At 42.3% G+C, this 21,612-nt stretch carries 16 protein-coding genes; 4 read left to right on the forward strand and 12 right to left on the reverse strand.

Features of this window, described 5'->3' with window-relative positions; genetic code table 11:
* The first annotated feature begins 586 nt into the window (after positions 1–586).
* Positions 587–5,740, forward strand: a complete 5,154-nt coding sequence (locus tag T344_RS27990; RefSeq protein ID WP_154669437.1) for a beta strand repeat-containing protein — start codon at positions 587–589, stop codon at positions 5,738–5,740.
* A gap of 91 nt (positions 5,741–5,831) precedes the next feature.
* Here the strand turns inward: T344_RS27990 and T344_RS0110205 are convergent, their stop codons facing one another.
* From T344_RS0110205 to T344_RS0110230, 6 genes are all read right to left on the reverse strand, one after another.
* Positions 5,832–6,188: a hypothetical protein gene (locus T344_RS0110205; RefSeq protein ID WP_027628613.1), complete on the reverse strand. Its 357-nt coding sequence runs from the start codon at positions 6,186–6,188 to the stop codon at positions 5,832–5,834.
* 92 nt (positions 6,189–6,280) lie between these two features.
* Positions 6,281–6,739: a tRNA adenosine(34) deaminase TadA gene (tadA, locus tag T344_RS0110210; protein WP_027628614.1), complete on the reverse strand. Its 459-nt coding sequence runs from the start codon at positions 6,737–6,739 to the stop codon at positions 6,281–6,283.
* A gap of 102 nt (positions 6,740–6,841) precedes the next feature.
* A complete protein-coding gene (locus T344_RS0110215; protein ID WP_027628615.1) occupies positions 6,842–8,569 on the reverse strand; it encodes a proline--tRNA ligase in 1,728 nt (575 codons plus the stop codon).
* Positions 8,570–8,884: 315 nt separating this feature from the next.
* Positions 8,885–10,054, reverse strand: coding sequence for an ABC transporter permease (locus tag T344_RS0110220; RefSeq protein ID WP_027628616.1), 1,170 nt, complete (start codon positions 10,052–10,054; stop codon positions 8,885–8,887).
* Positions 10,041–11,201, reverse strand: a complete 1,161-nt coding sequence (locus T344_RS0110225; protein ID WP_027628617.1) for an ABC transporter permease — start codon at positions 11,199–11,201, stop codon at positions 10,041–10,043. Before T344_RS0110225 ends, T344_RS0110220 begins: the two co-directional genes overlap by 14 nt.
* 16 nt (positions 11,202–11,217) lie before the next feature.
* Positions 11,218–12,150, reverse strand: a complete 933-nt coding sequence (locus T344_RS0110230; protein ID WP_027628618.1) for an ABC transporter ATP-binding protein — start codon at positions 12,148–12,150, stop codon at positions 11,218–11,220.
* 271 nt (positions 12,151–12,421) lie between these two features.
* On the opposite strand from T344_RS0110230, the gene gmd reads away from it, so the two are divergent.
* Together gmd and T344_RS0110240 are read left to right on the forward strand one after the other, a co-directional pair.
* The gene (gmd, locus tag T344_RS0110235) at positions 12,422–13,441 is read left to right on the forward strand and encodes a GDP-mannose 4,6-dehydratase (protein WP_027628619.1); all 1,020 of its coding nucleotides are present in this window, start codon (positions 12,422–12,424) and stop codon (positions 13,439–13,441) included.
* 29 nt (positions 13,442–13,470) lie between these two features.
* Positions 13,471–14,415, forward strand: coding sequence for a GDP-L-fucose synthase family protein (locus tag T344_RS0110240; RefSeq protein WP_027628620.1), 945 nt, complete (start codon positions 13,471–13,473; stop codon positions 14,413–14,415).
* 132 nt (positions 14,416–14,547) lie between these two features.
* Here T344_RS0110240 and T344_RS0110245 read toward each other — a convergent pair whose 3' ends face one another.
* Together T344_RS0110245 and T344_RS0110250 are read right to left on the reverse strand one after the other, a co-directional pair.
* Positions 14,548–15,000, reverse strand: coding sequence for a DivIVA domain-containing protein (locus T344_RS0110245; RefSeq protein ID WP_027628621.1), 453 nt, complete (start codon positions 14,998–15,000; stop codon positions 14,548–14,550).
* Between the two features lie 66 nt (positions 15,001–15,066).
* Positions 15,067–15,984, reverse strand: coding sequence for an aminoglycoside phosphotransferase family protein (locus T344_RS0110250; protein ID WP_027628622.1), 918 nt, complete (start codon positions 15,982–15,984; stop codon positions 15,067–15,069).
* A gap of 172 nt (positions 15,985–16,156) precedes the next feature.
* Here T344_RS0110250 and T344_RS0110255 point away from each other — a divergent pair, with 172 nt between their 5' ends.
* Complete coding sequence (locus tag T344_RS0110255; protein WP_027628623.1) at positions 16,157–16,765, forward strand: hypothetical protein; 609 nt, start codon at positions 16,157–16,159, stop codon at positions 16,763–16,765.
* 205 nt (positions 16,766–16,970) lie between these two features.
* Here T344_RS0110255 and T344_RS0110260 read toward each other — a convergent pair whose 3' ends face one another.
* From T344_RS0110260 to T344_RS0110275, 4 genes are all read right to left on the reverse strand, one after another.
* A complete protein-coding gene (locus T344_RS0110260) occupies positions 16,971–17,930 on the reverse strand; it encodes an O-fucosyltransferase family protein (RefSeq protein WP_027628624.1) in 960 nt (319 codons plus the stop codon).
* The gene (locus T344_RS0110265) at positions 17,920–18,981 is read right to left on the reverse strand and encodes an O-fucosyltransferase family protein (protein ID WP_027628625.1); all 1,062 of its coding nucleotides are present in this window, start codon (positions 18,979–18,981) and stop codon (positions 17,920–17,922) included. The genes T344_RS0110260 and T344_RS0110265 overlap by 11 nt, the downstream gene beginning before the upstream one ends.
* A complete protein-coding gene (locus tag T344_RS0110270; protein ID WP_027628626.1) occupies positions 18,971–20,137 on the reverse strand; it encodes an O-fucosyltransferase family protein in 1,167 nt (388 codons plus the stop codon). Before T344_RS0110270 ends, T344_RS0110265 begins: the two co-directional genes overlap by 11 nt.
* Before the next feature lie 72 nt (positions 20,138–20,209).
* The gene (locus T344_RS0110275; protein ID WP_027628627.1) at positions 20,210–21,610 is read right to left on the reverse strand and encodes an ABC transporter permease; all 1,401 of its coding nucleotides are present in this window, start codon (positions 21,608–21,610) and stop codon (positions 20,210–20,212) included.
* Positions 21,611–21,612: the final 2 nt, after the last annotated feature.

Here is a 21,612-nt window from a genome sequence, read left to right on the forward strand (position 1 = left end):
GGGATAATTCCTCCGTGGTACCACCCTGATTTAATGCAATCTATAAAAAGACTGCACTCTCAGTGGACATCTCCGGCGCGCGCCTGTGTCCGGGCTATATCGTAGCCGCCGCTGCCGCCTACCGTGATAAAATATCATTTTGGCAGCAGTCCTCCGGAACGAGTTATACATGTACCTGTCGTATCAGCTCGCACCATCCGCTGACTCTCTGACCCGAATTCAATACATCTTACTTCCTTCATCGATCAATTAATTTAATTGTCTCTTTTCAGTCCATAAAAAACTTGAAAAAGCTGTAAATCCTATATTTGAAATAATTATAGCATCTATTTTTTTTACCGTCAACAACACACCCTTAATGTTTTCTGACCAGTTTCAAGTACCTTTTTCATGTTTTATATCATATTGCTATAAATTATTTTGAAGTTTTTCTTTTCTTACACTCTCTTACATTATAATATATATTTCATTTGCAATTTTCACTAATATATCAGCCCTGTTTTGCCGATATAACTAAGGAAAATGTCAGTAACCATGACTTTTTTATCTACAAAAGCGTAATTTCTGAAAAGGAGACCAATATCTAATGAAACGAATTCTATCAATCATTATGGTTATAGCATTGGTGCTTGCAAACCTATCTCTGAACGTTCAGAAGGTATTTGCTGCGTCCCCCGCTCCTGCGGCAGGCAATATAATCATAACCAACAATCTCACAGGAAAATCGGATACTATTTACATATTCGGACTTGATCCCGGTACTTTGGTCAAAGTATATACGGCCTCAACCGGAAATAAGATCCTGACCTATGGAACGGTCTCTAAGAGCAAGTCCGAGATTACCTTATCAGTTCCTCAAATCGGTACTGACGAGGGAAGTCTTTATATATCGGTAATTGAAAAGGGAAATACCGAAAGCGGCAGGACAAAAGCCGACTACCCTGCCGAGCCAAGGTCCGGTGCTATCGATCCTAAAGCCGTGACAATAACAAATAACGCTCAAAAATCAGACGTTATTTATGTCTCAGGGCTTACCCCAAGAGATGTAATTAAAGTCTACAGTGCAGAGACCGGAGGAAAACTGCTGGGCAGTAAAACTGTTTCCACATCAGGTTCCGATGTCACAATAACAGTACCTCAGGTTGGCAGTGCAGAAGGCTCTGTATATGTAACAGTAACAAGCAAAGGCTATCTGGAAAGTAAAAGAACAGAAGTCCCTTTTAAAGCCGAGCCGGCCTCAGCACCTCTTGATCCTGACAACATAGTAATAAACAATAACGCTAAAAGTGCCGACACCGTTTATATCCCCGGCCTCAGCGCCGGCGATGTCGTAAAAATATATAACGACAGCGGCAAGGTTCTGGCAACTAAAACTGTGGGTTCCTCAGCCTACGATGCAACAATATCCGTGCCTCAGCTTGGTGTTGACGCAGGAATTGTATACATTACCGTCACAAGCAAGGAGCTTGCTGAAAGTTCGTCGGTACCAGTAGAATTTGAAGGTGAGCTGGCTTCCGAAAAACCGAATTCAGGATTTATCACCGTTACCAACAACTCGGGAAAAGCTGACACGGTATACGTTACCGGACTGTCCCCAAGCGATGTTGTAAAGGTATACAATAAAGAAACCAAAGGTAGTTTGCTTGGCCAGGCAACAGTAACTTCCTCAGGAAATGAAGCCACAGTATCAATACCTCAGTTGGGTTCTTCCTCAGGTGTAGTTTATGTAACTGTTACCAATGCCGGAAGGAATGAGAGCCAAAGAGTCAAAATCAGCTACTCGCAGGAAGGCTCTTCTACAGATATAGCTCCGTCCAATATAACTGTCACCAACAATGTGGGCAAAGCCGATACCGTATATGTTTCCGGCCTTGTAAGCGGCGATGTGGTCAAGGTGTATGATGCAGAATACACAGGAAATCTGCTGGGAAGTGCAACGGTTGCCAAATCAGCTACCGATGTCACCATATCAATTTCACAGCTTGGAACTGATAGTGGTTCGGTTTACGTATCCATTACAACCTCGGGGAAACTGGAAAGCTCCAGAGTCCCGGCAGAGTACCTTGCAGAGTCAAAATCCAATTCGCTGGATTCAAACTCGGTAACTGTAACCAATAATTCCGGAGCGGCTGACACAATATATGTCACCGGTTTAACAGAGGGTACCTTGATCAAGGTTTACAATGCGCCAGCCTCAGGATCTCTGTTGGGTTCTGCGACGGTTGCAACCTCAAAGACCGATGCGACAGTGACTATTTCACAGCTTGGTATTGCCGGAGGCTCGGTTTATTTAACGATCACCCAGCCCGGTGCCCAGGAAAGCGGCAGGACGAAAATCGATTACAGTGCCGAAGGAACTTCGACAGAGCCAAATATTAACAATATTTCAATATCAAACAATGTTGGAAAAGCAGATACTATATATGTAAGCAACCTTACTCCGGGAGATATTGTAAGAATCTATAACGCACCTTCGCAGGGCAACATCATCGGAACTGCCACTGTAGCAAGCTCAGCGGCAGATGTTACGGTAAGCATAGCACAGCTTGGCACAGCAGCAGGCAGTGTATATGTAACCGTAACCAGCACCGGAAAAGCTGAAAGCAAAAGAACCAAAGCAGACTACAAGGCAGAGAGTGTCTATGTCGATGTGGATTCCTCCAACATCACTGTGACAAACAATGCAGGCAAAGCCGACACTGTTTACTTTACAAGATTATCCGCAGGAGATGTGGTAAAAGTATATGATTCCCTGCAGGGAGGTACACTTCTGGGATCAGCAACGGTAGCAGCCGGATCAACCGATACTACTGTCAGCATTCCGCAGTTGGGCAAGGGTGCCGGAAGCGTATTTGTAACCGTATCCAGCACCGATAAATCGGAAAGTGCCAGAAAAGAAGTGACTTACACCGGAGAAGCTTCATCTGTTGATTTGAGTGAATCTCAAATAGTTGTTACAAATAATATATCGGGTACACCTGATACCATCTATGTCTCAGGCTTGAGTCCCGAAGATGTTGTCAAGGCCTACAGTGCCCAGAATCAGGGAATCCTCCTGGGAAGTGCAACAGTTCCTGCAGCAGGTACAGATGCTACTATAACCGTAACACAGCTTGGATCTGCCAAGGGCTCTGTTTATATAACTGTAACAAGCTCAGGCAAGCTGGAAAGCAACAGGACCAAAGCGGATTATTCCGACGAGGGTAAATCTACTGAGCCTGATAGTAATAACATTACTATAAATAATAATTCGGGTGCTGCCGATACTGTCAGAGTCACCGGCCTGACAGCAGGAGATGTGGTCAGGGTTTATTCCGCCGAAACAGGAGGAAACCTGCTCGGTTCGGCAACCGTGACAACCTATAGCTCTGAAGCCACAGTAACAATAACACAGCTGGGTACCGCAGCCGGTAAAGTATATGTCACGGTTGCAGGCACAAACAAGGCTGAGAGTAAGAGAATTACCGCCGACTACGATGCCGAGCCTGTTTCAGGCAAACTGGACAGTTCCCGCATCACAGTTACTAATAATGCCGGTTCTGCCGATACCGTAAGGGTTACAGGTCTGACACCGGGCGACGTGGTTAAAGTGTACTCCCTGTCTTCAGGCGGCAACCTGTTGGGTTCAGCCACAGTAGCGGCTTCAAGTACTGAAGCAACTGTGGAGATAGCACAGCTGGGCACTGCCGAAGGTAAAGTATATGTGACTGTAACAAGTGTGAATAAAGCTGAAGGAGAGAGAACAGACGCGGCATACAAGGCCGAGGAAGCCTCCACTTCTCCCGATCCTGCAAAAGTGTCGGTTGCCAACAATTACGGTATAGCCAGTACAATAACAGTAGGCGGATTAAAGGATAATGATGTTGTAAGCATATACAGCGCTGAATCAGGCGGAACCCTGCTGGGTAAAGGGACTGTAGCCACCTACAATTCAGAGGTCACCATATCGGTTTCACAATTGAGCGATACCGGAGGAGATGTTTATATCACGGTAACCACTCCCGGAAAGCTGGAAAGTAATAGAGCCAAGGTCACCTATGAGGCGAAGGCGGCATCAACTCCTCCTGATGCATCCAATGTAGAAATATACAATAATGTTGGCTTTGCCGATACCATAACCGTATTCGGAATGGAACCCAATGCAGTAATCAAAGTATACACCCAGGCTACCGGCGGTAATCCTATCGGCACTGCTACAGTTCCGGCCGACAGTACCGAGGCTACTATTTCAATAACTCAGCTGGGCGTAAACGACGGAGTTGTTTATATTTCGGTAACGACCAAAGGAAAAACCGAGAGCGGCAGAGCCGCCATCTCCTACACAAAGGAGAGCGCTTCGGAGCCCCTTGCTGCCGGCAATGTCAAAATAACAAATAATTCCGGCATGTCGGACACAATAGTCGTTACCGGGCTTCTGGCATATGATACCATTAAGATTTACAATTCCGAAACCGACGGTACGAGACTTGCAACGGCAGTTGCAGATGAGAATACTCTGGCGGCTGCGGCCAATATATCACAGCTGGGTACCGGTGCAGGTAAGATTTATATTACCGTTACCAACTACGGCAGGAGTGAAAGTGCCAGAACCGCAGTGGAATACGAGGCCGAATCGACGGCACCTCTGGCATCCAACATATTCATTGTGAATAATGCTGGTATAGCCGATACAATAACTGTGAAGGGATTAAATGATACCGATGTTGTCAAGGTATATGATGCCGCTTCCAACGGAAACCTCATAGGCGCCGCCACGGTTCCTCCCGGAAGCAGTATGGCAACCATGTCGGTGACACAGCTTACCTCAGCAGCAGGAAAAGTTTATGTATCAGTGACAAATTACGGCAGGGCAGAAAGCAGTCTGACAAAAGCCGAATATATATCCGAAACAAGCACTATGGCACCATATATCGGAGATATTTACATAGTTAATAATGTAGACATTAATGATACTATTACCGTATATAATCTGTTATCCGGTGACGTTGTAAAGGTTTATGACAGTGCTGTCGGCGGAAACCTGCTGGGTAATGCGTCGGTTGCCAATAATAAGACCGAAGCAACGGTATCTGTTGAGGACCTCGGCTCGGCTGCCGGGACTGTATATGTCTCAGTTATTACAAAGGGTAAGACTGAAAGCGTCAGAACAGAGGCGGGTTATGTTGCTGAGAGCAGGTCAACCGCACCGTATGCAGGCAATATTTACATAACAAATAATGTGACTTTGTCGGATATAATCCAGGTATCGGGTCTGACAGCCGGTGACAAGGTCAAGGTTTATGATTCGGAATCCGGCGGAGAGCTTCTGGGATCGGCAACAGCCTCTTCCGGAAGTGATCAGGTAAAAATCACAGTTAAGCAGTTGGGTGAGTCGGCAGGCAGTGTATATGTTTCAGTAACTTCAAAGGGTAAGACAGAGAGTAAGAGAACCGAAGCCGAATACGTTTCGGAGCAGACAACCAATGAACCCTACGCAGGTTACATAAGCGTAAGCAATAATCCAACCGGTACTTCGGATACGGTAACCGTAACAAACCTTAACGGCGGAGATATTATCAATGTTTACTCTGCTGCTGCAGGCGGAAGCCTTCTCGGTTCAGCCACCGTAGCCTCGGGCAGCACAACGGGAACCGTTGTAATCTCCCAGCTGGGAACAGCCTCAGGCAGTGTGTATATCAGTATTACCAGCGCAGGAAAGGCTGAAAGCAACAGAACCAAAGCTGATTATCCGGCTGAGTAAGACCGGAGTTTGTTTTAATTAATATGCATAAAGACACAAAAAGCGTTTCAAACCCTTTGTCGGTTTGAAACGCTTTTGTTTTATTATCTGTCTACATACTCAGTATTTCAAAAAACTGTCCTTCACTGATATAGTTTGATTCCCTGTAAAGAACTCCCTCTTTGTAGAATCTCACGTACGGGATGGTATCATTCCCCAGCCGGTTTTCCTTGAAATTTCTGAACTCATCAAAGAAGTCCGTTTTATTGTATTCCAGTTCATATATATCAATGTCTTCCCTGGTGTCATGCCCATAAAGCCAGCCTCTCATATCATGCCATTGGGGGCACCAGTCCTGGGTAAGAATAATAACAACCCTGGGCTTTGAAGTAAGTATATCATTTCCGAATTCTCCGGTTTCAATTGCCCTCACGGCCTGTTCCCTTGTAATAAGCTTCCTGTTTATCATAAGTATACCATCCTGTCCATGCGGTTTTTATTTTATATTTCTTTATAGGTAATGTATTTATACCCTCTTTATTCATGCAATATACTTTATCTTTACTTTTGTCTCAATTCCACAAAAAACTTTTTGAGTAATTCTGTACACTGTTCGTGAAGCAGTCCTATAACCACATCGACTCTGTGATTGAACCGGGGAATTCTGAAAAGGTCCACCACAGAACCTGCCGCCCCTGCCCTGTTGTCCATGGCACCTATATAGAGAGTTCTGATTCTGGACTGAATGACAGCTCCTGCACACATTGGGCAGGGCTCCAGTGTTACATACATATCACAGCCATCCAGCCTCCATGTGCCAAGTTTTTTTGCCGCTTTTTTTATGGCTTCTATTTCGGCATGTGAAGTTACATCAAGCCGGGCTTCCTTTTTATTATGCCCTCTTGATATTATCACTCCGTCCTTGACGATGACCGCTCCAACGGCAGCCTCACCTTTTGAAAAAGCCAATTCGGCCTGTCTTAATGCCTTAAGCATGAATTGTTCGTTTCTGGTATACATAGTGGAACCTTTCTATGTTGTTTATTGATATATTACCCTCTGTTGACAATTTACAACACGCCTCACGTGGGCTATTTTGCCGCTTTTCTACGAAGTTTTTTTCTATACCACTTTTTCCAAAAAGCTCTCCAGCTCCTCCAGCCGGACCTTTTCCCTGAGTGTTTTATCTCTTGATACAACTTCTACCTCTCCCTGCTCCAGATTTCTGCTGCTGACTATCAATCTCAGCGGTATTCCAAGAAGATCTGCATCTGCAAATTGAATGCCCGCCTGCACGTCCCTGTCATCCATGATAACTTCATACCTGCGGGAAAGTTTGTCATACATTTCAAAACCAGTTTTCCTGACATCATCATTTTTCTTATTTATCATGCATATGTGTATCTGCCAGGGAGCTATACTCTTCGGCCAGATAGGGCCGCAGTCGTCATGGTGTGCCTCAATTATACAGGCCAAAAGTCTTCCTATTCCAATGCCATAGCAGCCCATGACCGGGTGTCTCTGTCTGCCGTCATTGTCGGTATAGGCCATGTTCATGCTTTCTGTGTATTTGGTACCCAGCTGGAATATGTTGCCCACCTCGATGCCGCGCTTCACCGAGAGCCTGCCTCCGCACTTAATACAGGTATCCCCTTCATTGACCTTTGCAACTTCCACATAACTCTCAGGTCTGATATCCCTTTCTACATTAATGCCTATTAAATGATAATCAGCTTTGTTTGCACCTGTTACCATATTGAATTGGCCCTTAAGGGATTCATCGAAGAGAATTGTATTGTTCTTTGTGTCAATTCCCCGGGTTCCTATAAAACCAAAGCAGATTCCGCAATTGCCGTCCACACGTTCATCATATGGAAATACATTTGCCTTTACCACCCTTTTAAGCTTTGCCTCATTCACCTGCAAATCTCCTCGTATGAACACAATCAGAGGCTTTTTACTGTTTTCAACTGAAAATACCGTGGCTTTTATAAGCTTTGCAGCTTCTACTTTCAGAAACCGGCATATATCATCTATACTTTTCATGTCAGGAGTATAAACCTCTTCTATTTGCTGATCCATTCCGGCATCCCCGGCTGTTTGGCTGTCTTCACCGCTCCTGCAAACTGTTTTTGAAGCTGCCACCTCCATATTTGCTCTATAGTCACAGCTGTCACAGACTATGATGGAGTCTTCTCCCGACTCAGCCAGCAGCATGTATTCATGTGCCACATTTCCTCCCATCATTCCCGTGTCGGATGCAACGGAAACCACCTGCGGAAGGCCGGCTCTCTCAAATATTTTATGATAGGAGTCGAATACCTTGTTATAGTAAAGCTCCAGATCTTCCTGGGAAGTGTGAAAGGAATAGGCATCCTTCATGGTAAATTCCCTGACGCGTATAAGTCCGCCTCTGGATCTGGGTTCATCACGGAACTTGGTCTGAATCTGATATATCATAAACGGGTATTTTGCATAGGTCATTGCCTCACTTCTTGCCAGATGAACCGCCGCTTCCTCATGGGTCATCCCCAGCAGCATATCCCGGCCCGATCTGTCCTTCATACGCATCAGCTCACTGCCGATGCTTTCAAACCTTCCGGACTCCTGCCATAGTTCAGCCGGCAATACAACCGGAAAGAGCACCTCCTGACCATCGATTCTATCCATCTCTTCCCTGATTATATTCTCAATTTTCCTTGAAATTCTTCTGGCAGGCATAAGCATCGAATATATCCCGTTTGCAACCTGGCGCACATACCCGCCCCTCAGCAGGAATACATGACTTATAATACTTGCCTCTCCCGGTTTTTCCTTCAGCCTTTCTCCTAAAAGTCTGCTTAATAACATAGAAACAATCCTTTCCTAAAAGTAATTTAAAAGACAAAAATCGCTGTACATAAGCTGTACAGCGATGGTTATTTTACTGATCAAGCACCCCGCACTGCCCGGTTTCAAATTCTCTTGTGACTTAAGAAATTGATATCGCAGATAAAGCACTTGCACCTTATGAAATTCAAGATGCAAATGCTAACCTGGGCACGGGCAGCTATTTATTTTTAAAAAATCAATCAATATCATAAAATCCTCATTAAAAACATATCATCGTATAATTTTATACCAGTTTATCACCGGTGCAAAATTATAGCAAGCCCTAAAAGCTTTTTAAACTCCCTTCAGCTGTTTCCTTTTGCTCATCACAAGCGCCACCGATGTTATGGCTACCGCAAAGCCAAGCTCTATCAACATGTATGAGATTATAGGGCCCATATTGTCAAAATTGAAGTTGGTCAAATTGCTTGCTGCCTTATTAGCCTTGATATACCAATACGTAGGTATAAATTTTGCTATAGAAAGTACATTTTCCCCCAGAAACTCCTGCGGCACAAACACTCCGGTCAAAAAGCACATTCCAAGGGATAAAATGTTGGAAACACCTGATTGGGCATTTCTGCTCCTAATCAGGATACCTACAAGAAAACTCATACTTAGTATCGTAAATGTCAGCACCAGAGAGTTTATACAAAAAAATAACGCATTCATTTTAAACATATCCTGTCTGTATAATATAACGCTTATTATAACCAGTAATGCCCAGAGCGAAACTGAGAAAACAATGTTGCCCAGAAGAATTTGCATATTCACCGAAGTATTGCTTAAAGGTGAACACAGGTTTCTCCTCTTGAGCTTTACATCATTAAATACCATCATTATAGAGCTTACACCCAGTACAATAATATTGATCAAAACATAGGGCATAAAGTTGTAAAAGGATCTGGCAGCGCTGGCATCTTCTGCCTTGCCCTCAAACACCTTCATCTCCACATCTGTCTCAACAGCCAGATCCTTGCCGACCTGTTTAACCAGTTCCTCCTGTGTAATGCCCTTATAATTATTAATATATAGTCTGGCCGTATTCAGGTATTTATTCACCAATATGTCGGTATAAATACCGCTTATGGAGCCTGAAACAGTTGTTTTATCAATTCCCACAGCCTTCCCCGACATGAAATCCTTTGTGAAATCAGCAGGTATTCCGGCTATATACTCAACTTCCCTAAAGAACAAAGCATCCTGTAATTCAACTGTATTGTTACCAAGTTCTACGAAGATGGAATGCTCCCCCAAATAATCCTTTAAGCCTTGCAGCAGAACCGTATCCTGGCCCTGGTTAATAAATGCCACCTTGGCTTTGGACTGTGTGAAGGTTTCAGCGCTTGTGTCATTGCCGATAAATGAGAACAATATTGCCAGAGCTAAAAATATTACAATATATATCGATAATTGAGTACTCTGCTTTTTTATGATTCTAAAATAGGTTTTAAATACTGTCATACTTCTGCCTCCTTATTCTCAAATAGGTCGCCAGGCAGAACAGTACGGTAAAGCCGCTCAGCAAACCTATATTAACGAAAAATCTTGTATGGGTATCATAATAATACAAAGAATAGAAAGCGTCTGTTATAAGTGCTATAGGGTTAATATATGACAGTACCGGCACATTCTGCTGGACAATGTATTTCATTTTATCAAACATCATACCTGCCAGAAATGAAGCTGACATGGTGGAGACAATGAGAATTGCAACTTTAACGCCTTCCCCTTTTTTGTTGGCCGAACCTATTAAAGCTCCAAAGCTTATACCGGCTGCGCAGCCTGCAAAACTTGTCAAAATAATAAACCCGGTCTGATTTCCAAAGTCTATTTTCAAACCGAATATCAGATAACACAACAGAAGCAGGATTTCAGCAAATGAGACCATTATACCGGCAAGCAGCCCGGCTGACAGAGCCTTTAATTTATGAACCGGAGCAACGTTTAATCTTGCAGCCCTTTTTGTCAGATTAGCCTGTATGTCGGTTACTTCCTTCAATCCAAAGAAGGCACCGTAGAAGCAGGACATTGCTATCAATGTATAAAAGTAGTTTACGGTGGTATCAGGCTTGCCTTTTGTACCGATCCGGACTTCTCTTGTAAACTCCCGGCTTTTGCCGATATCCTCTGCCAAACCGTTCTGAAGGGCGGAAGGATTCTGTTTGACAATGCTTACTACCGAGCTTACAGTTTGACTGTATTGATCAAAAATCTCCTTGACTATGGTTTGATCAAAGCCTGAGTCCTTTACAGTCAGCCTGAGCGGCTCCCCGTAGGTCACATATCCCACGATTTCATTGTTATCCAGCATTTTGTCGGCTTCCTTCTGAGATACCACCTTTACATTGAAAAGCTTTACGTCATTCTCACCAGCCGGGTCGTCCTTGGAATGCTGCTCTATAAAATTCTTAAAATCATTATCCCTTTGATACTGTTCGTTATCAATTACAGCTATATCCACCGCATTGAAAACTTCTGCTTTTGAAATGCCTGAGAAGGCAAGGTTGAAAAAGGTTGCCAGTACCAGCGGAAATATCAGTGTCCAGAATACCAGCTCTTTATCTCTGACAGTGCATTTCAATCTATTAATAAATATATTCAAAAACATATTCCTGCCCCTTTCCTCAGTCTCTGAGTTCCTTTCCCGTAATTTCCAGGAAAACATCATTCAATGTGGGCAGTTCTGAATATACCCGCCCAAAGGAGATATCATTTTCTCTGAAAAAGTCCAGCAGGGTGGTCAGATTGTGCTTTCCCCTGTTGTATTTCAAGGAAAGGGTTTTGTCCTTGTATTCAACAATGCTTATATTCGGCAGCTTTTTTAATTCGCTGAGACTGCTGCTGCCAAGCCCGAATACCTCAACTGTGATTTTTTCCCCCAGCTTGATCATCCCTTTGAGTTCTTCCTTGCTTCCCTTTGCAATAACCCTGCCCTTATCCATTATCATGATCCGGCTGCAAAGCTGTTCAACCTCTTCCATATAGTGTGAGGTATATATAACTGTTGCACCGTCTTCATTAAGCTTTTTTATTCCGTCCAGAATGTTGTTTCTGCTTTGAGGGTCAACTGCAACCGTAGGTTCATCCAATATTATCAGTCTGGGCTTATGTGCTATGCCACAGGCAATATTCAGGCGGCGCAGCAGGCCTCCGCTCAGTTTCTTCGGGTGAAACTTCCTATAGTCATTCAATCCTACAAAATCTATGGCCTCTTCAACAAGTTTCCTGCGCTTTTCCCTGTCCCTTACATACAGGCTGCAAAAATAATCAATATTTTCATAGACCGTAAGTTCTTCGAAAACGGCAACATCCTGCATTATAATCCCTATATCACGTTTTATATCATATGCGTCGGGGGCCATGGGCCTGTCAAACAGATTTATCTCTCCCTTGTCATAATACAGCAGAGAAAGGATGCAGTTTATAGCCGTTGTCTTGCCTGAGCCGTTAGGTCCCAAAAGTCCGAATATCTCACCTTCTTTTACATCAAAGGATAAATGATCCAGCGCCACAAGCTCCCCGTATCTTTTTACCAGATTCTTCACACTCACTATCATAGTTAAACCTCCATATTTTTTGACAGCCATCTCTTTATTAATATTGTACTTAATTCTGATGTCATACTTAAGTGCCTGAAATCAGAAGTTAATATGACAAATGTCATTTGATTCAATGTTACTCATAAATGATACCGATATTTTCACCTGCTGCGCAGTTCCATAATCATTGGGGGTCACATATTATGTTACTAGCCGGGAATGTCATAATTAACAATAACTTTTTTTAGCAGTTCGGCTGTCATTATTAAATCGACAAGGAGTTGTATGCATGAAGAAAGCTTTAATAACGGGTATAACCGGACAGGATGGTTCATATCTATCTGAGTTTTTGTTAGATAAAAGCTATGAAGTACATGGTATTGTACGCCGAAGCAGTTCCTTGAATACCGGGCGGATAGATCATTTGCTCCAGGATTCCGGTGCAAATCCCAACCTGTTTATACACTACGGTGATTTGACCGATTCAGGAAACCTGAGCAAATTGATATACCAGATTCAACCTGATGAGATTTATAATCTTGGTGCCCAAAGTCACGTTAAAGTTTCATTCGATGTACCCGAATATACTTCCGACGCCAATGGACTTGGAGCTTTAAGGCTGTTGGAATGCATAAAGGAAATAAAGCCTGATATCAAGTTTTACCAGGCCTCTTCCAGTGAATTGTTCGGAAAGGTAATGGAAATTCCCCAGAATGAGAATACGCCATTTTGTCCCAGAAGTCCATACGCGGCTGCAAAGCTTTATGCTTACTGGGTAACGGTCAATTACCGCGAAGCTTATGATCTTTTTGCCTGCAACGGGATACTTTTTAACCATGAATCCCCCAGAAGAGGTGAAACCTTTGTAACAAGAAAAATTACTCTTGGCATTGCAGACATTTTGAAGGGTAAACTTGACAGGCTGGTGCTGGGCAATCTTGATGCCAAAAGGGATTGGGGCTTTGCCGGGGATTATGTGGAAGCAATGTGGCTGATAATGCAGCAGCCCATTCCCGAGGATTTTGTCATTGCAACAGGTGAAACTCACACTGTAAGGGAATTCTGCGAACTGGCCTTTAAACATGTGGGAATAAATCTGAGATGGGAGGGACATGGCATTATGGAAAAAGGTATGGACGGCGATACAGGCAGGGAGCTGATCAATGTCAGCAGCAAGCTTTTCAGGCCTACCGAAGTGGACCTGCTGCTGGGAGATCCTTCAAAAGCAAACAGCAAGTTAAACTGGGCTCAGAAGGTGTCGTTTGAAGAACTGGTCAAATTGATGGTTGAAAGTGATCTTAAAGGTTGACAATACTTTTTATGGGGATGGAGATCGATATGAATAGTGAAAGTAGGATTTATGTTGCGGGGCATACCGGTATGGTGGGATCCGCTATTGTAAGATGCCTTGAGCACAACGGATATAAAAATATCATTTACAGATCGCACAGTGAGCTGGATCTGACCGATCAGGCAGCCACAGATGATTTTTTCAGGACAGAAAAACCGGAATATGTATTTACAGCTGCTGCCAAAGTAGGCGGAATACATGCCAACAATACATATCCGGCAGATTTTATTATGGAAAATATGCTTATAGAATGCAACGTTATAAAAAGCTCTTTCAAGTATAACGTTGAAAAACTGATGTTTCTGGGGAGTTCCTGCATTTACCCCAAAACCTGCCCCCAGCCTATAAAGGAGGAATATCTTCTCACCGGTCCGCTGGAGCCCACGAATGAAGCCTATGCACTGGCTAAAATTTCAGGAATAAAAATGTGTCAGTCCTATAACAGGCAATATGGTACAAAATATATCTGTGCTATGCCTGCAAGTCTATATGGGGTAAACGACAGGTTTGATATTTATAATGCCCATGTAATTCCCTCCATGATTATCAAACTGCACGGGGCAATGCTTGAAGAAAGGCCCTCGGTCGTCCTTTGGGGCACCGGTACTCCCTTGAGGGAATTCCTGTATGTGGATGATATGGCCCGGGCCTGCCTGAAGTTAATGCTGACCTATGCCGGAAATGAGTTCATAAATATAGGCTCGGGAGAAGAGATAAGCATAAGGGACCTGGCCGAAACCATAAAAAAAGTTATCGGCTACAAGGGCGATATTATTTTTGACGCTGCAAAACCGGACGGTACCCCGAGGCGGGTTATTGATAATTCCAGGATACAACAGACAGGCTGGAGACCTCAAATTGATATGGAAGAAGGCTTGCGACTGGAATATGAATATTATTTGAAGCATGTGCTTTCAAAAGAAGAAAATTAAATGCCGTATTGAATTAATGCCCGGCAAATAAAAAACAGAGGCAATGGCGACACTGCCTCAAAACCGTTTCAATCTGTAAGATTGACCTTTATGTTGTTTGTTTTTCGGCAAATACCTTGAATAAGCTGCTCTCTATTCGATGGATATTTGCTTCAGAATTTCCATCTGTGCCTGGAGCAGTGCCTCAGTCTTGGATTTAAAAGAAAATATTTCAGACTTTATCTCCTCCAGCTTTCCTTTTGACTTTACTATTTCCAGGTTTGCGGCTTCCAGCAGTTTAGTTGCATTTATTTCAGCTTCGCTGGTAATAAGCCTTGCCTTTTCACATGCGTTTACCTTAATTTGTTCACTTGTATGCTGCGCCACCAGAATTGAATGCTGGAGTGATTCTTCAAGCATTTTGTAATGCTGTATTGCTTCATTTAGACTGTTTATTTTGCTTTTCATTTCTTCATTTTCTTTTATTACTCTGGAGTAATCTTCATCAATCAAGGAAAGTAAATTATTAACCTGTTTTTTGTTATAACCATCGAAAATCGATCTTTTGAGACAAATACTTCTTAATTCCTCAGGGGTATAGTTCATACGTCCCACTCCTAATCTTCTTTCATACTAAATATATATTCCCAATTGTAAAATAATATGATTTTATTACCCCTTTATATCAAACCATCTGGTACCGATGGGCATGATATCCCTGTCCTTTGCAGGAATTCTGAAGTTGGTGAAATCCCTTGTGACAAGCATATCGGAGACTGACTCCGCCCATAACAGGTTATTTACAAAGGCATAAAACCTTGCCCTGTCAAGGTAGGAAATAATGCTTTTATAATACCTGCTCATCCTTTTTACAAAGGTCTCTCCGTAATTGTCCAGGAGAATTCCCACATCGTAGGCCGGGTCCCCCAGCCCCGACAAACCAAAATCTATGATCCCGCTTATCCGGTTTGTATTTTTATTGAATATAATGTGATATGGCATCAGGTCTCCATGAATAAGTACCGGCTGATAATCCATGAATCTCTCATCCTGCAGAAGGGGCCTGAAAATTTGCCTGTAATATTCTTTTGAATAGCTGTCGCAGTATGGGAAAACCTTCCTCTCTATCTCTTCAAATTTTGTAAGCCACTCCTCCTGTGACATGGTGGCCTGACATTCGGACAGGTTTTTAATTCTTTCGGCCTTGAGCGGAATGGAATGCAGCTGCTTCAGGAACATTGCAAGCTGCTCGGCAACCATTTCCTGCATCCTGTTTCCCAATTGAAATAAAGTGTTTCTATACAGAGGTTCACCTTTTATGTAATTGAATCTGGCAATCCCTTTCTCTACAGGTTCGGCTTTTGGCACATATATGCTGAAATCCCTGCCTATTAATTTAATGATATTGACCTCATTTTCTATGTACCCGGCACTCCAATCATACCTGGCGAATTTAAAGACATCTTTTTCATTGACTATAACAATATCTCCATGCATCCCATCGGTAAAATTGCATTCAACCTTTGAAATATCAAGCTGGGGATATCGGTCCTTTATATAACTGACATATTTGCTCTCCTTTGTATCCATTTCATACTCCTCCAAAATAATGTTTTAGCCGGATAATATATAATACGAAGGAGCCGTATAAAGTGGAACCATGCCGCATATTTATCTTTGATGCGAATTCTAAAGAACCACCCCCGTTTTTTGGCCCTTCCCGCCGAAATATATATTAACACTAAACTCAGGGAGGTAATTCATGAAACAAAAATTGTGCAAATTCCTGGCAGTATTCACTGCCGTAACTGTCCTATGGTCGGTAACCTTTACAGTGTCCGCAAAACCTCAGAGCACAGGCAACGGCAATTGTAAAAAGGTGGAGATGCTCTCCGAAAAAAAGCCAGTAAATAAGGATTCGACAAAAGGTAATGGAAAAAGTAATGAAAAAGACAGTAAAAAAGGCAGTGAAAAAGAGTCGGCAAAAATTGCAAAGAAAAACGGAAAGCTGGACTCTGTAGATAAAAGAGTTATAAAAGTTGAAACAAAGGTTGATAAACTTTCCAAACAAATTAATGCATACATAAATGCCAATACCGAGGGAAGCACTGCTGCCGTAACCGGAACAACAACAGGAACTGCTGTTAAAACCTGTAAAGGAGTGAACCTTACCGGTTTTGTAAATGGTACCAAAGGTAAATTGAATGCGTTATCAAAAAAAGTCAATGCAGTTGAAAAGAGCTTAAAAGATATTAAAACAGACAGCACCAATATTGCCAAATATAATGAACTTACCAGCAGACTTAATAATGTAAAGTCCAAAATCAATGCAGACATAAAACTATTAGACAGTTTGACCGTAAAAAAGTAATATTTCCATTTATATTTGCTTTACCTGTGTAACTTCTTTATCAACTGGTAACTTCCGTACTTACTTCATGAAATAGGACGCACCCAAAACAATTGCGATAAATTGTTTTTAACCGTGCATCCTATTTCATGAAGTTGTCCTCGCGTTACCAGTTGATTCTAATTGAATTTATCCTCGCGCCTCGCGGCCTGCAGCAATACATCCGTTAATACAACAGCTTGATGTTTGTATCGGGCCAGTCCCTGAGTCTCATCACAGTGTTTGACAGGTTGGAATAACCGTTTCCAATGAAGAAATCACACTGTGCGGCCAGATAGGTGTCCTTGATTATTTCTATGGTGTCCTTCACCAGCTCAACTCCCTTATGCCTTTTGTTGGGATAGTCCAGCAGACAGGTTGCAATTCTTTCCTTGAGGGGAACCTTCTTGCTGTCGGTGTATATGAGCATATCATTTTTCCCGTACAATTTTTTATATTGATTGAATATTTTGTTCGAATCGGTTATTACGAATAAATGTCTCGCATTATACCTGACGATAAACTGCCATATGTTTGGCTTGTAAAATTCATTCAGGTCATACAGCTGGGCCACTTCATTTACTATGGCACTTCCCTTGACATGTACGCCGATGATGGGCTTTTCATCCCTGAAATTGGGATTGGTATTTGTAAATTTCTTAATTTCCTTTGTTATTTCGGGCTTGAGTTTCAAATAGGTATCGAAAAGCCTGCGGTATATCTGATGGGGAGTTTTCCCATATGCCCAATGGTCACTTTTTATCCATGGCAGCAAAGCCCTGACGGGATAATATATATCGCTTACAACTACATTTGCATCACTTTTCATGATACTTTTCAGATCGCGGTTTTCCATCCTCAGCCGGTCGGTATCCTCCGCCAGTACATTTTCAACCTTCCACACAGGAGGATAATAGGTATATTCTCTGCGTGCCATATCGTGGAAGGTATATTCCGAAACAGGTTCGAAGAATAATTCATATCCATTTGTAGTCAGGGACCCGCTGTAGAGACTCTCCATGCCCCAATAAACCACAGGTATCCTGTTTGTCAATTCTGCCGCCAGGATCTGGCACATGACATGGTCAACCTCACCCCACAGGCTGTTACCCAAAGCTTTTATAAGAAGAAATCTATTAGTCGACATAAGTATTAACACCCCCGTAAAATTCCGGATACCCCAATCTATGGCCCGCTGCTTCCCTGGCTCTCCTGTTCCCTTCGGCCTTCACACGCTTTTTAGCCAATTTCATTTCCCCTTTCAGATCTCTGTAAAAGAGGACTATGTTTTCCTCGGGCCAGTCTTTCAAGCGTTTTATGGTATATGATACATTTGAATAACCGTTTCCGATAAAGAAATCACACTTGGCCGCAAGATAAGTATCCTTTATTATTTCTATGCCCTTACGCCGCTTAACACTGTAATCCTGCAAATGGGGTGCGTCTCCCGTAGCATTGATAAGTCCCCTTCTGCAGTCGGTATATACTACCATTGAACCATAGCGGTCCTCGAAATTGTCGACGATCTCCTTACAATCGGTAAGCAGGAGCAGCTTTTCAATATTGTACCTGTTTATATATTCCTGTATTTTTTTGTGATATTGTTTATTAAGATGTGAGAGGTTCTCCACCTCGCGAACCTTGTCGCCGCCTCTTATATGAATGGCCAGCAGAGGACTGCTGTCCTTCATTTTGTTATTGTAAAACTCCTCTATTTCATCCTCTATATCAGGTTTCAGCCTGAAATATTTATCAAAGAGGTATCTGTATATTTCATGTGCCGTCATACCATATGCCCAGTGATCCTTTGGAATAAAATTAATTATGGGACGCACAAAATAATGGATATCGCTCACAACAACATCTGCATCGCTATTGATCATTTCTCCCAGATTTCTGTAAGTCCAGGCCACCTTATCCAGGTCCTCGACAATAATATTGTCAAAGCTCCATACCGGTGGATAATAGGAGTATTCCGGTTTTACAACATCATTCAGGGTATAGTCCGATAAAGGTTCGAAGTATAGCTCAAAGGCATTGGTTTTGAAGGATTCCCCATATAGACTGTTTGTACCCCAATACACTACCGGAATGCGATTGGTAATTTCCGCAACCAGAAGCTGCCCCGCTACGTGGTCCACATCGGACCAAAAACCGCAGCCCCAGGATTTTATAAGTAAAAATTTTTCACCTGGCATTGAAGTAACCTCCTTCTTGAGAAACCCTTTTGCCGAAAAGTCTCTTGAGAAAGCTCAGAAATACATTTTCCTTCCTCACAACAAGCCTTGCATTAATGGGATATTTTCTCTTCCTGTACACCCAGTAAAGCAGCTTCATATTTCTTGAAGGCCAATCCTTCATACGGGTAACAGCATGTGAAAGGTGCGAAAAATCATTGCCGATAAAAAAATCGCATTTTGCCGCAATATATGCATCCTTTACCACCTCTATACCCCGTCTTCTCTTAACCATGGGGTTTTCCATGTAGGTGAGCTCCTGATCGGCGGATAAACGTTTGCAATCGGTATAAACTATTCTGGAACCATACATTCTTATATATTCCTTCAAGGTCTCCTGGCAGTCGGTAAGAAGAAATATCCTTTTTATATTGTACTTTTCGATCAGCTTTTGGATATCCCTGTGATAAGCTTTGTTAGGCTCCTTGTGTTTACCTTTTTTCAAATACTTAACCACTTTTTCGTCAATTCTGTCCGATTCTTTTTTTTCCTTTGTGTATACTTTATTCCAGTACTGGTTGTCAAATTTGTCGGCATCTCTTGTATCAAAAACCAGCTCTTCATTGACTCTTCTGACATGCACGGCAAGGGCGGGATGGCCGTCCTTCAGCCAGGAATTGTAAAAGCCCTGTATCTCCATATTAATATCGGGCTTTATTCTTATATATTTATTGAAAAGATAATGATATACCTGTTCAACAGACATTCCATAAGCAGCGTGATTTTTCTTTATAAAGGGAATAAGTTCGTAGACATTGTAATAAACATCTCCCACCACCACATTGGCCTTGCTCCCCAATATATCCCCTACATTGCGGAAGGTCCAGGTATCCTTTGTATTATCGTCGACCAAAAGATTGTCGGAATCCCATATGGGGGGATAATAGGTATATTGGGGATGGGCCAGATCAAATATGGAATAGCTGTTTATTGGCTCGAAATACAGCTCAAAGCCGTTTGTCTGTACAAAGCCGTTGTTAAGACAGTGGGTAGGCCAATATACCACAGGGATCCTGTCTGTAATTTCAGCTATGAGAAGATGACCCAATACATGGTCTATATCACCCCACAGTACATAACTCCAAGCCTTTATAAGCAGGAATCTATCTTTTGCCATGTTTCTTTTCACCTCAATTTATGGTATTCATGATATTTTATGTAATCCATAAATGATTTGTGAAACATTTTTCTATTTTTGTAAACCAAAGTTTGCATGACTGATACCTTCAGGTATTCTGATCAGCCTGGCACAGAAATAAATGCTTAAAGCAGTGAAAGACCTGACCGGAGAAGCGGATTGAATGCCAAATATCAGACAGATGATAAAGCCTGATACCGTGCCCAGCACTATTGCACCGCCCAGCACGGTTAAGCTGTTTAAGGATGAATACATTAAAAACCGGTTTAATTTGATGGCAGATCCCACTGCAATAAAACTGATGACAAGCAGGACTGTCAGGCAGTAAACGGCAACCAGTCCATAGTGAACCTGCAATTCATATTGTGTAGGTCTGTACCCATTAAACTCATTGGCGTTGTAAAGAGCTTCCCTTATCAAACCGCCATAAAACTGAAAATCAAAAATATTATCCGGAGGTATGTACTGATAGGGTATGCTCCCCTTAAATCTGACCATGAAAAATACGGCAGCAATACCGCAAAGCAGAAATGCCGCTCCCGCTAAAAAGATCAATATTCCCAGTTTTGAACTTTTAATAACCTCAAATAAATACCCTGCTTTCATGCGCTGCTCAAAATTTGAAATACCGCCTTTAATATACCTGACAGTGCCCTTTGCCAATATGATCATTATTAGAATCCCTACAAAGAATATGAAAGCTGAAAGAGGCTGTGAAATAAAAACAGAACTATCGTAAAAATCTTTCAGTCTATAATAATCAGTATTTACACCTGCTTGTTTAAGCAGGCTGTTAACCTTGTCAGTCCTGAAGATTTCCTCCTGAAGGCTTTGACCTTTCAAAAATACTGTTTCTATGGTCAGGTCCTTATATCCTGTGAGGCTCTCAAACGGAACATAGATTCTTTCAACTCCGTCCGAAGATAATATTGAAAAGGGTCTATTTTTATTCTGGTAAACACCGGTCACCTTATATTTAATCCCTGAAATTTCAACTTCATTTCCCAGAACATTATTTGTCATATACAATTTCTCAGCCAAAGTTTCACTTATGACTGCAACTTTTTTTCCATACTCATGCTGACTGCCGTTAAAGAATGAGCCCTTCAGCATGCGAAGTCCTAAAAAGCCGGACAGGTTTCGGCCGGATAGCACCCTCTTAACGGGATACCCCTTACTTCCGGCTTTTATATAGGCCTCTGCTTCACATTGATAGGAATAATTCAAGCCGGAACGATTTATTAAGGACTCAAGATTCTGCAGTTTTAATGTTCTGCCTTCAGGAATCAGGTTATTTTTTATATTGACTTCAATCCTTTTCCCATAATCCCCGTCAAATTTATATTCATACCCCAAAGCCATACTGTTTATGACAAATACCAGGCAGTACAGGGCTGATAAAAGGACTAATAATTTTTTTACCGAATATCTTCGTAATTTAATCTCATCCAATC

Origin of the sequence: Ruminiclostridium cellobioparum DSM 1351 = ATCC 15832 (assembly GCF_000621505.1) — a bacterium.
GTDB lineage: Bacteria > Bacillota > Clostridia > Acetivibrionales > DSM-1351 > Ruminiclostridium > Ruminiclostridium cellobioparum.

Coding starts and splice junctions, on each gene's coding strand:
- T344_RS27990 (WP_154669437.1), top strand. CDS start 587: ATGAAACGAATTCTATCAATCATTATGGTTATAGCATTGGTGCTTGCA.
- T344_RS0110205 (WP_027628613.1), bottom strand. CDS start 6,188: ATGATAAACAGGAAGCTTATTACAAGGGAACAGGCCGTGAGGGCAATT.
- tadA (WP_027628614.1), bottom strand. CDS start 6,739: ATGTATACCAGAAACGAACAATTCATGCTTAAGGCATTAAGACAGGCC.
- T344_RS0110215 (WP_027628615.1), bottom strand. CDS start 8,569: ATGTTATTAAGCAGACTTTTAGGAGAAAGGCTGAAGGAAAAACCGGGA.
- T344_RS0110220 (WP_027628616.1), bottom strand. CDS start 10,054: ATGACAGTATTTAAAACCTATTTTAGAATCATAAAAAAGCAGAGTACT.
- T344_RS0110225 (WP_027628617.1), bottom strand. CDS start 11,201: ATGTTTTTGAATATATTTATTAATAGATTGAAATGCACTGTCAGAGAT.
- T344_RS0110230 (WP_027628618.1), bottom strand. CDS start 12,150: ATGATAGTGAGTGTGAAGAATCTGGTAAAAAGATACGGGGAGCTTGTG.
- gmd (WP_027628619.1), top strand. CDS start 12,422: ATGAAGAAAGCTTTAATAACGGGTATAACCGGACAGGATGGTTCATAT.
- T344_RS0110240 (WP_027628620.1), top strand. CDS start 13,471: ATGAATAGTGAAAGTAGGATTTATGTTGCGGGGCATACCGGTATGGTG.
- T344_RS0110245 (WP_027628621.1), bottom strand. CDS start 15,000: ATGAACTATACCCCTGAGGAATTAAGAAGTATTTGTCTCAAAAGATCG.
- T344_RS0110250 (WP_027628622.1), bottom strand. CDS start 15,984: ATGGATACAAAGGAGAGCAAATATGTCAGTTATATAAAGGACCGATAT.
- T344_RS0110255 (WP_027628623.1), top strand. CDS start 16,157: ATGAAACAAAAATTGTGCAAATTCCTGGCAGTATTCACTGCCGTAACT.
- T344_RS0110260 (WP_027628624.1), bottom strand. CDS start 17,930: ATGTCGACTAATAGATTTCTTCTTATAAAAGCTTTGGGTAACAGCCTG.
- T344_RS0110265 (WP_027628625.1), bottom strand. CDS start 18,981: ATGCCAGGTGAAAAATTTTTACTTATAAAATCCTGGGGCTGCGGTTTT.
- T344_RS0110270 (WP_027628626.1), bottom strand. CDS start 20,137: ATGGCAAAAGATAGATTCCTGCTTATAAAGGCTTGGAGTTATGTACTG.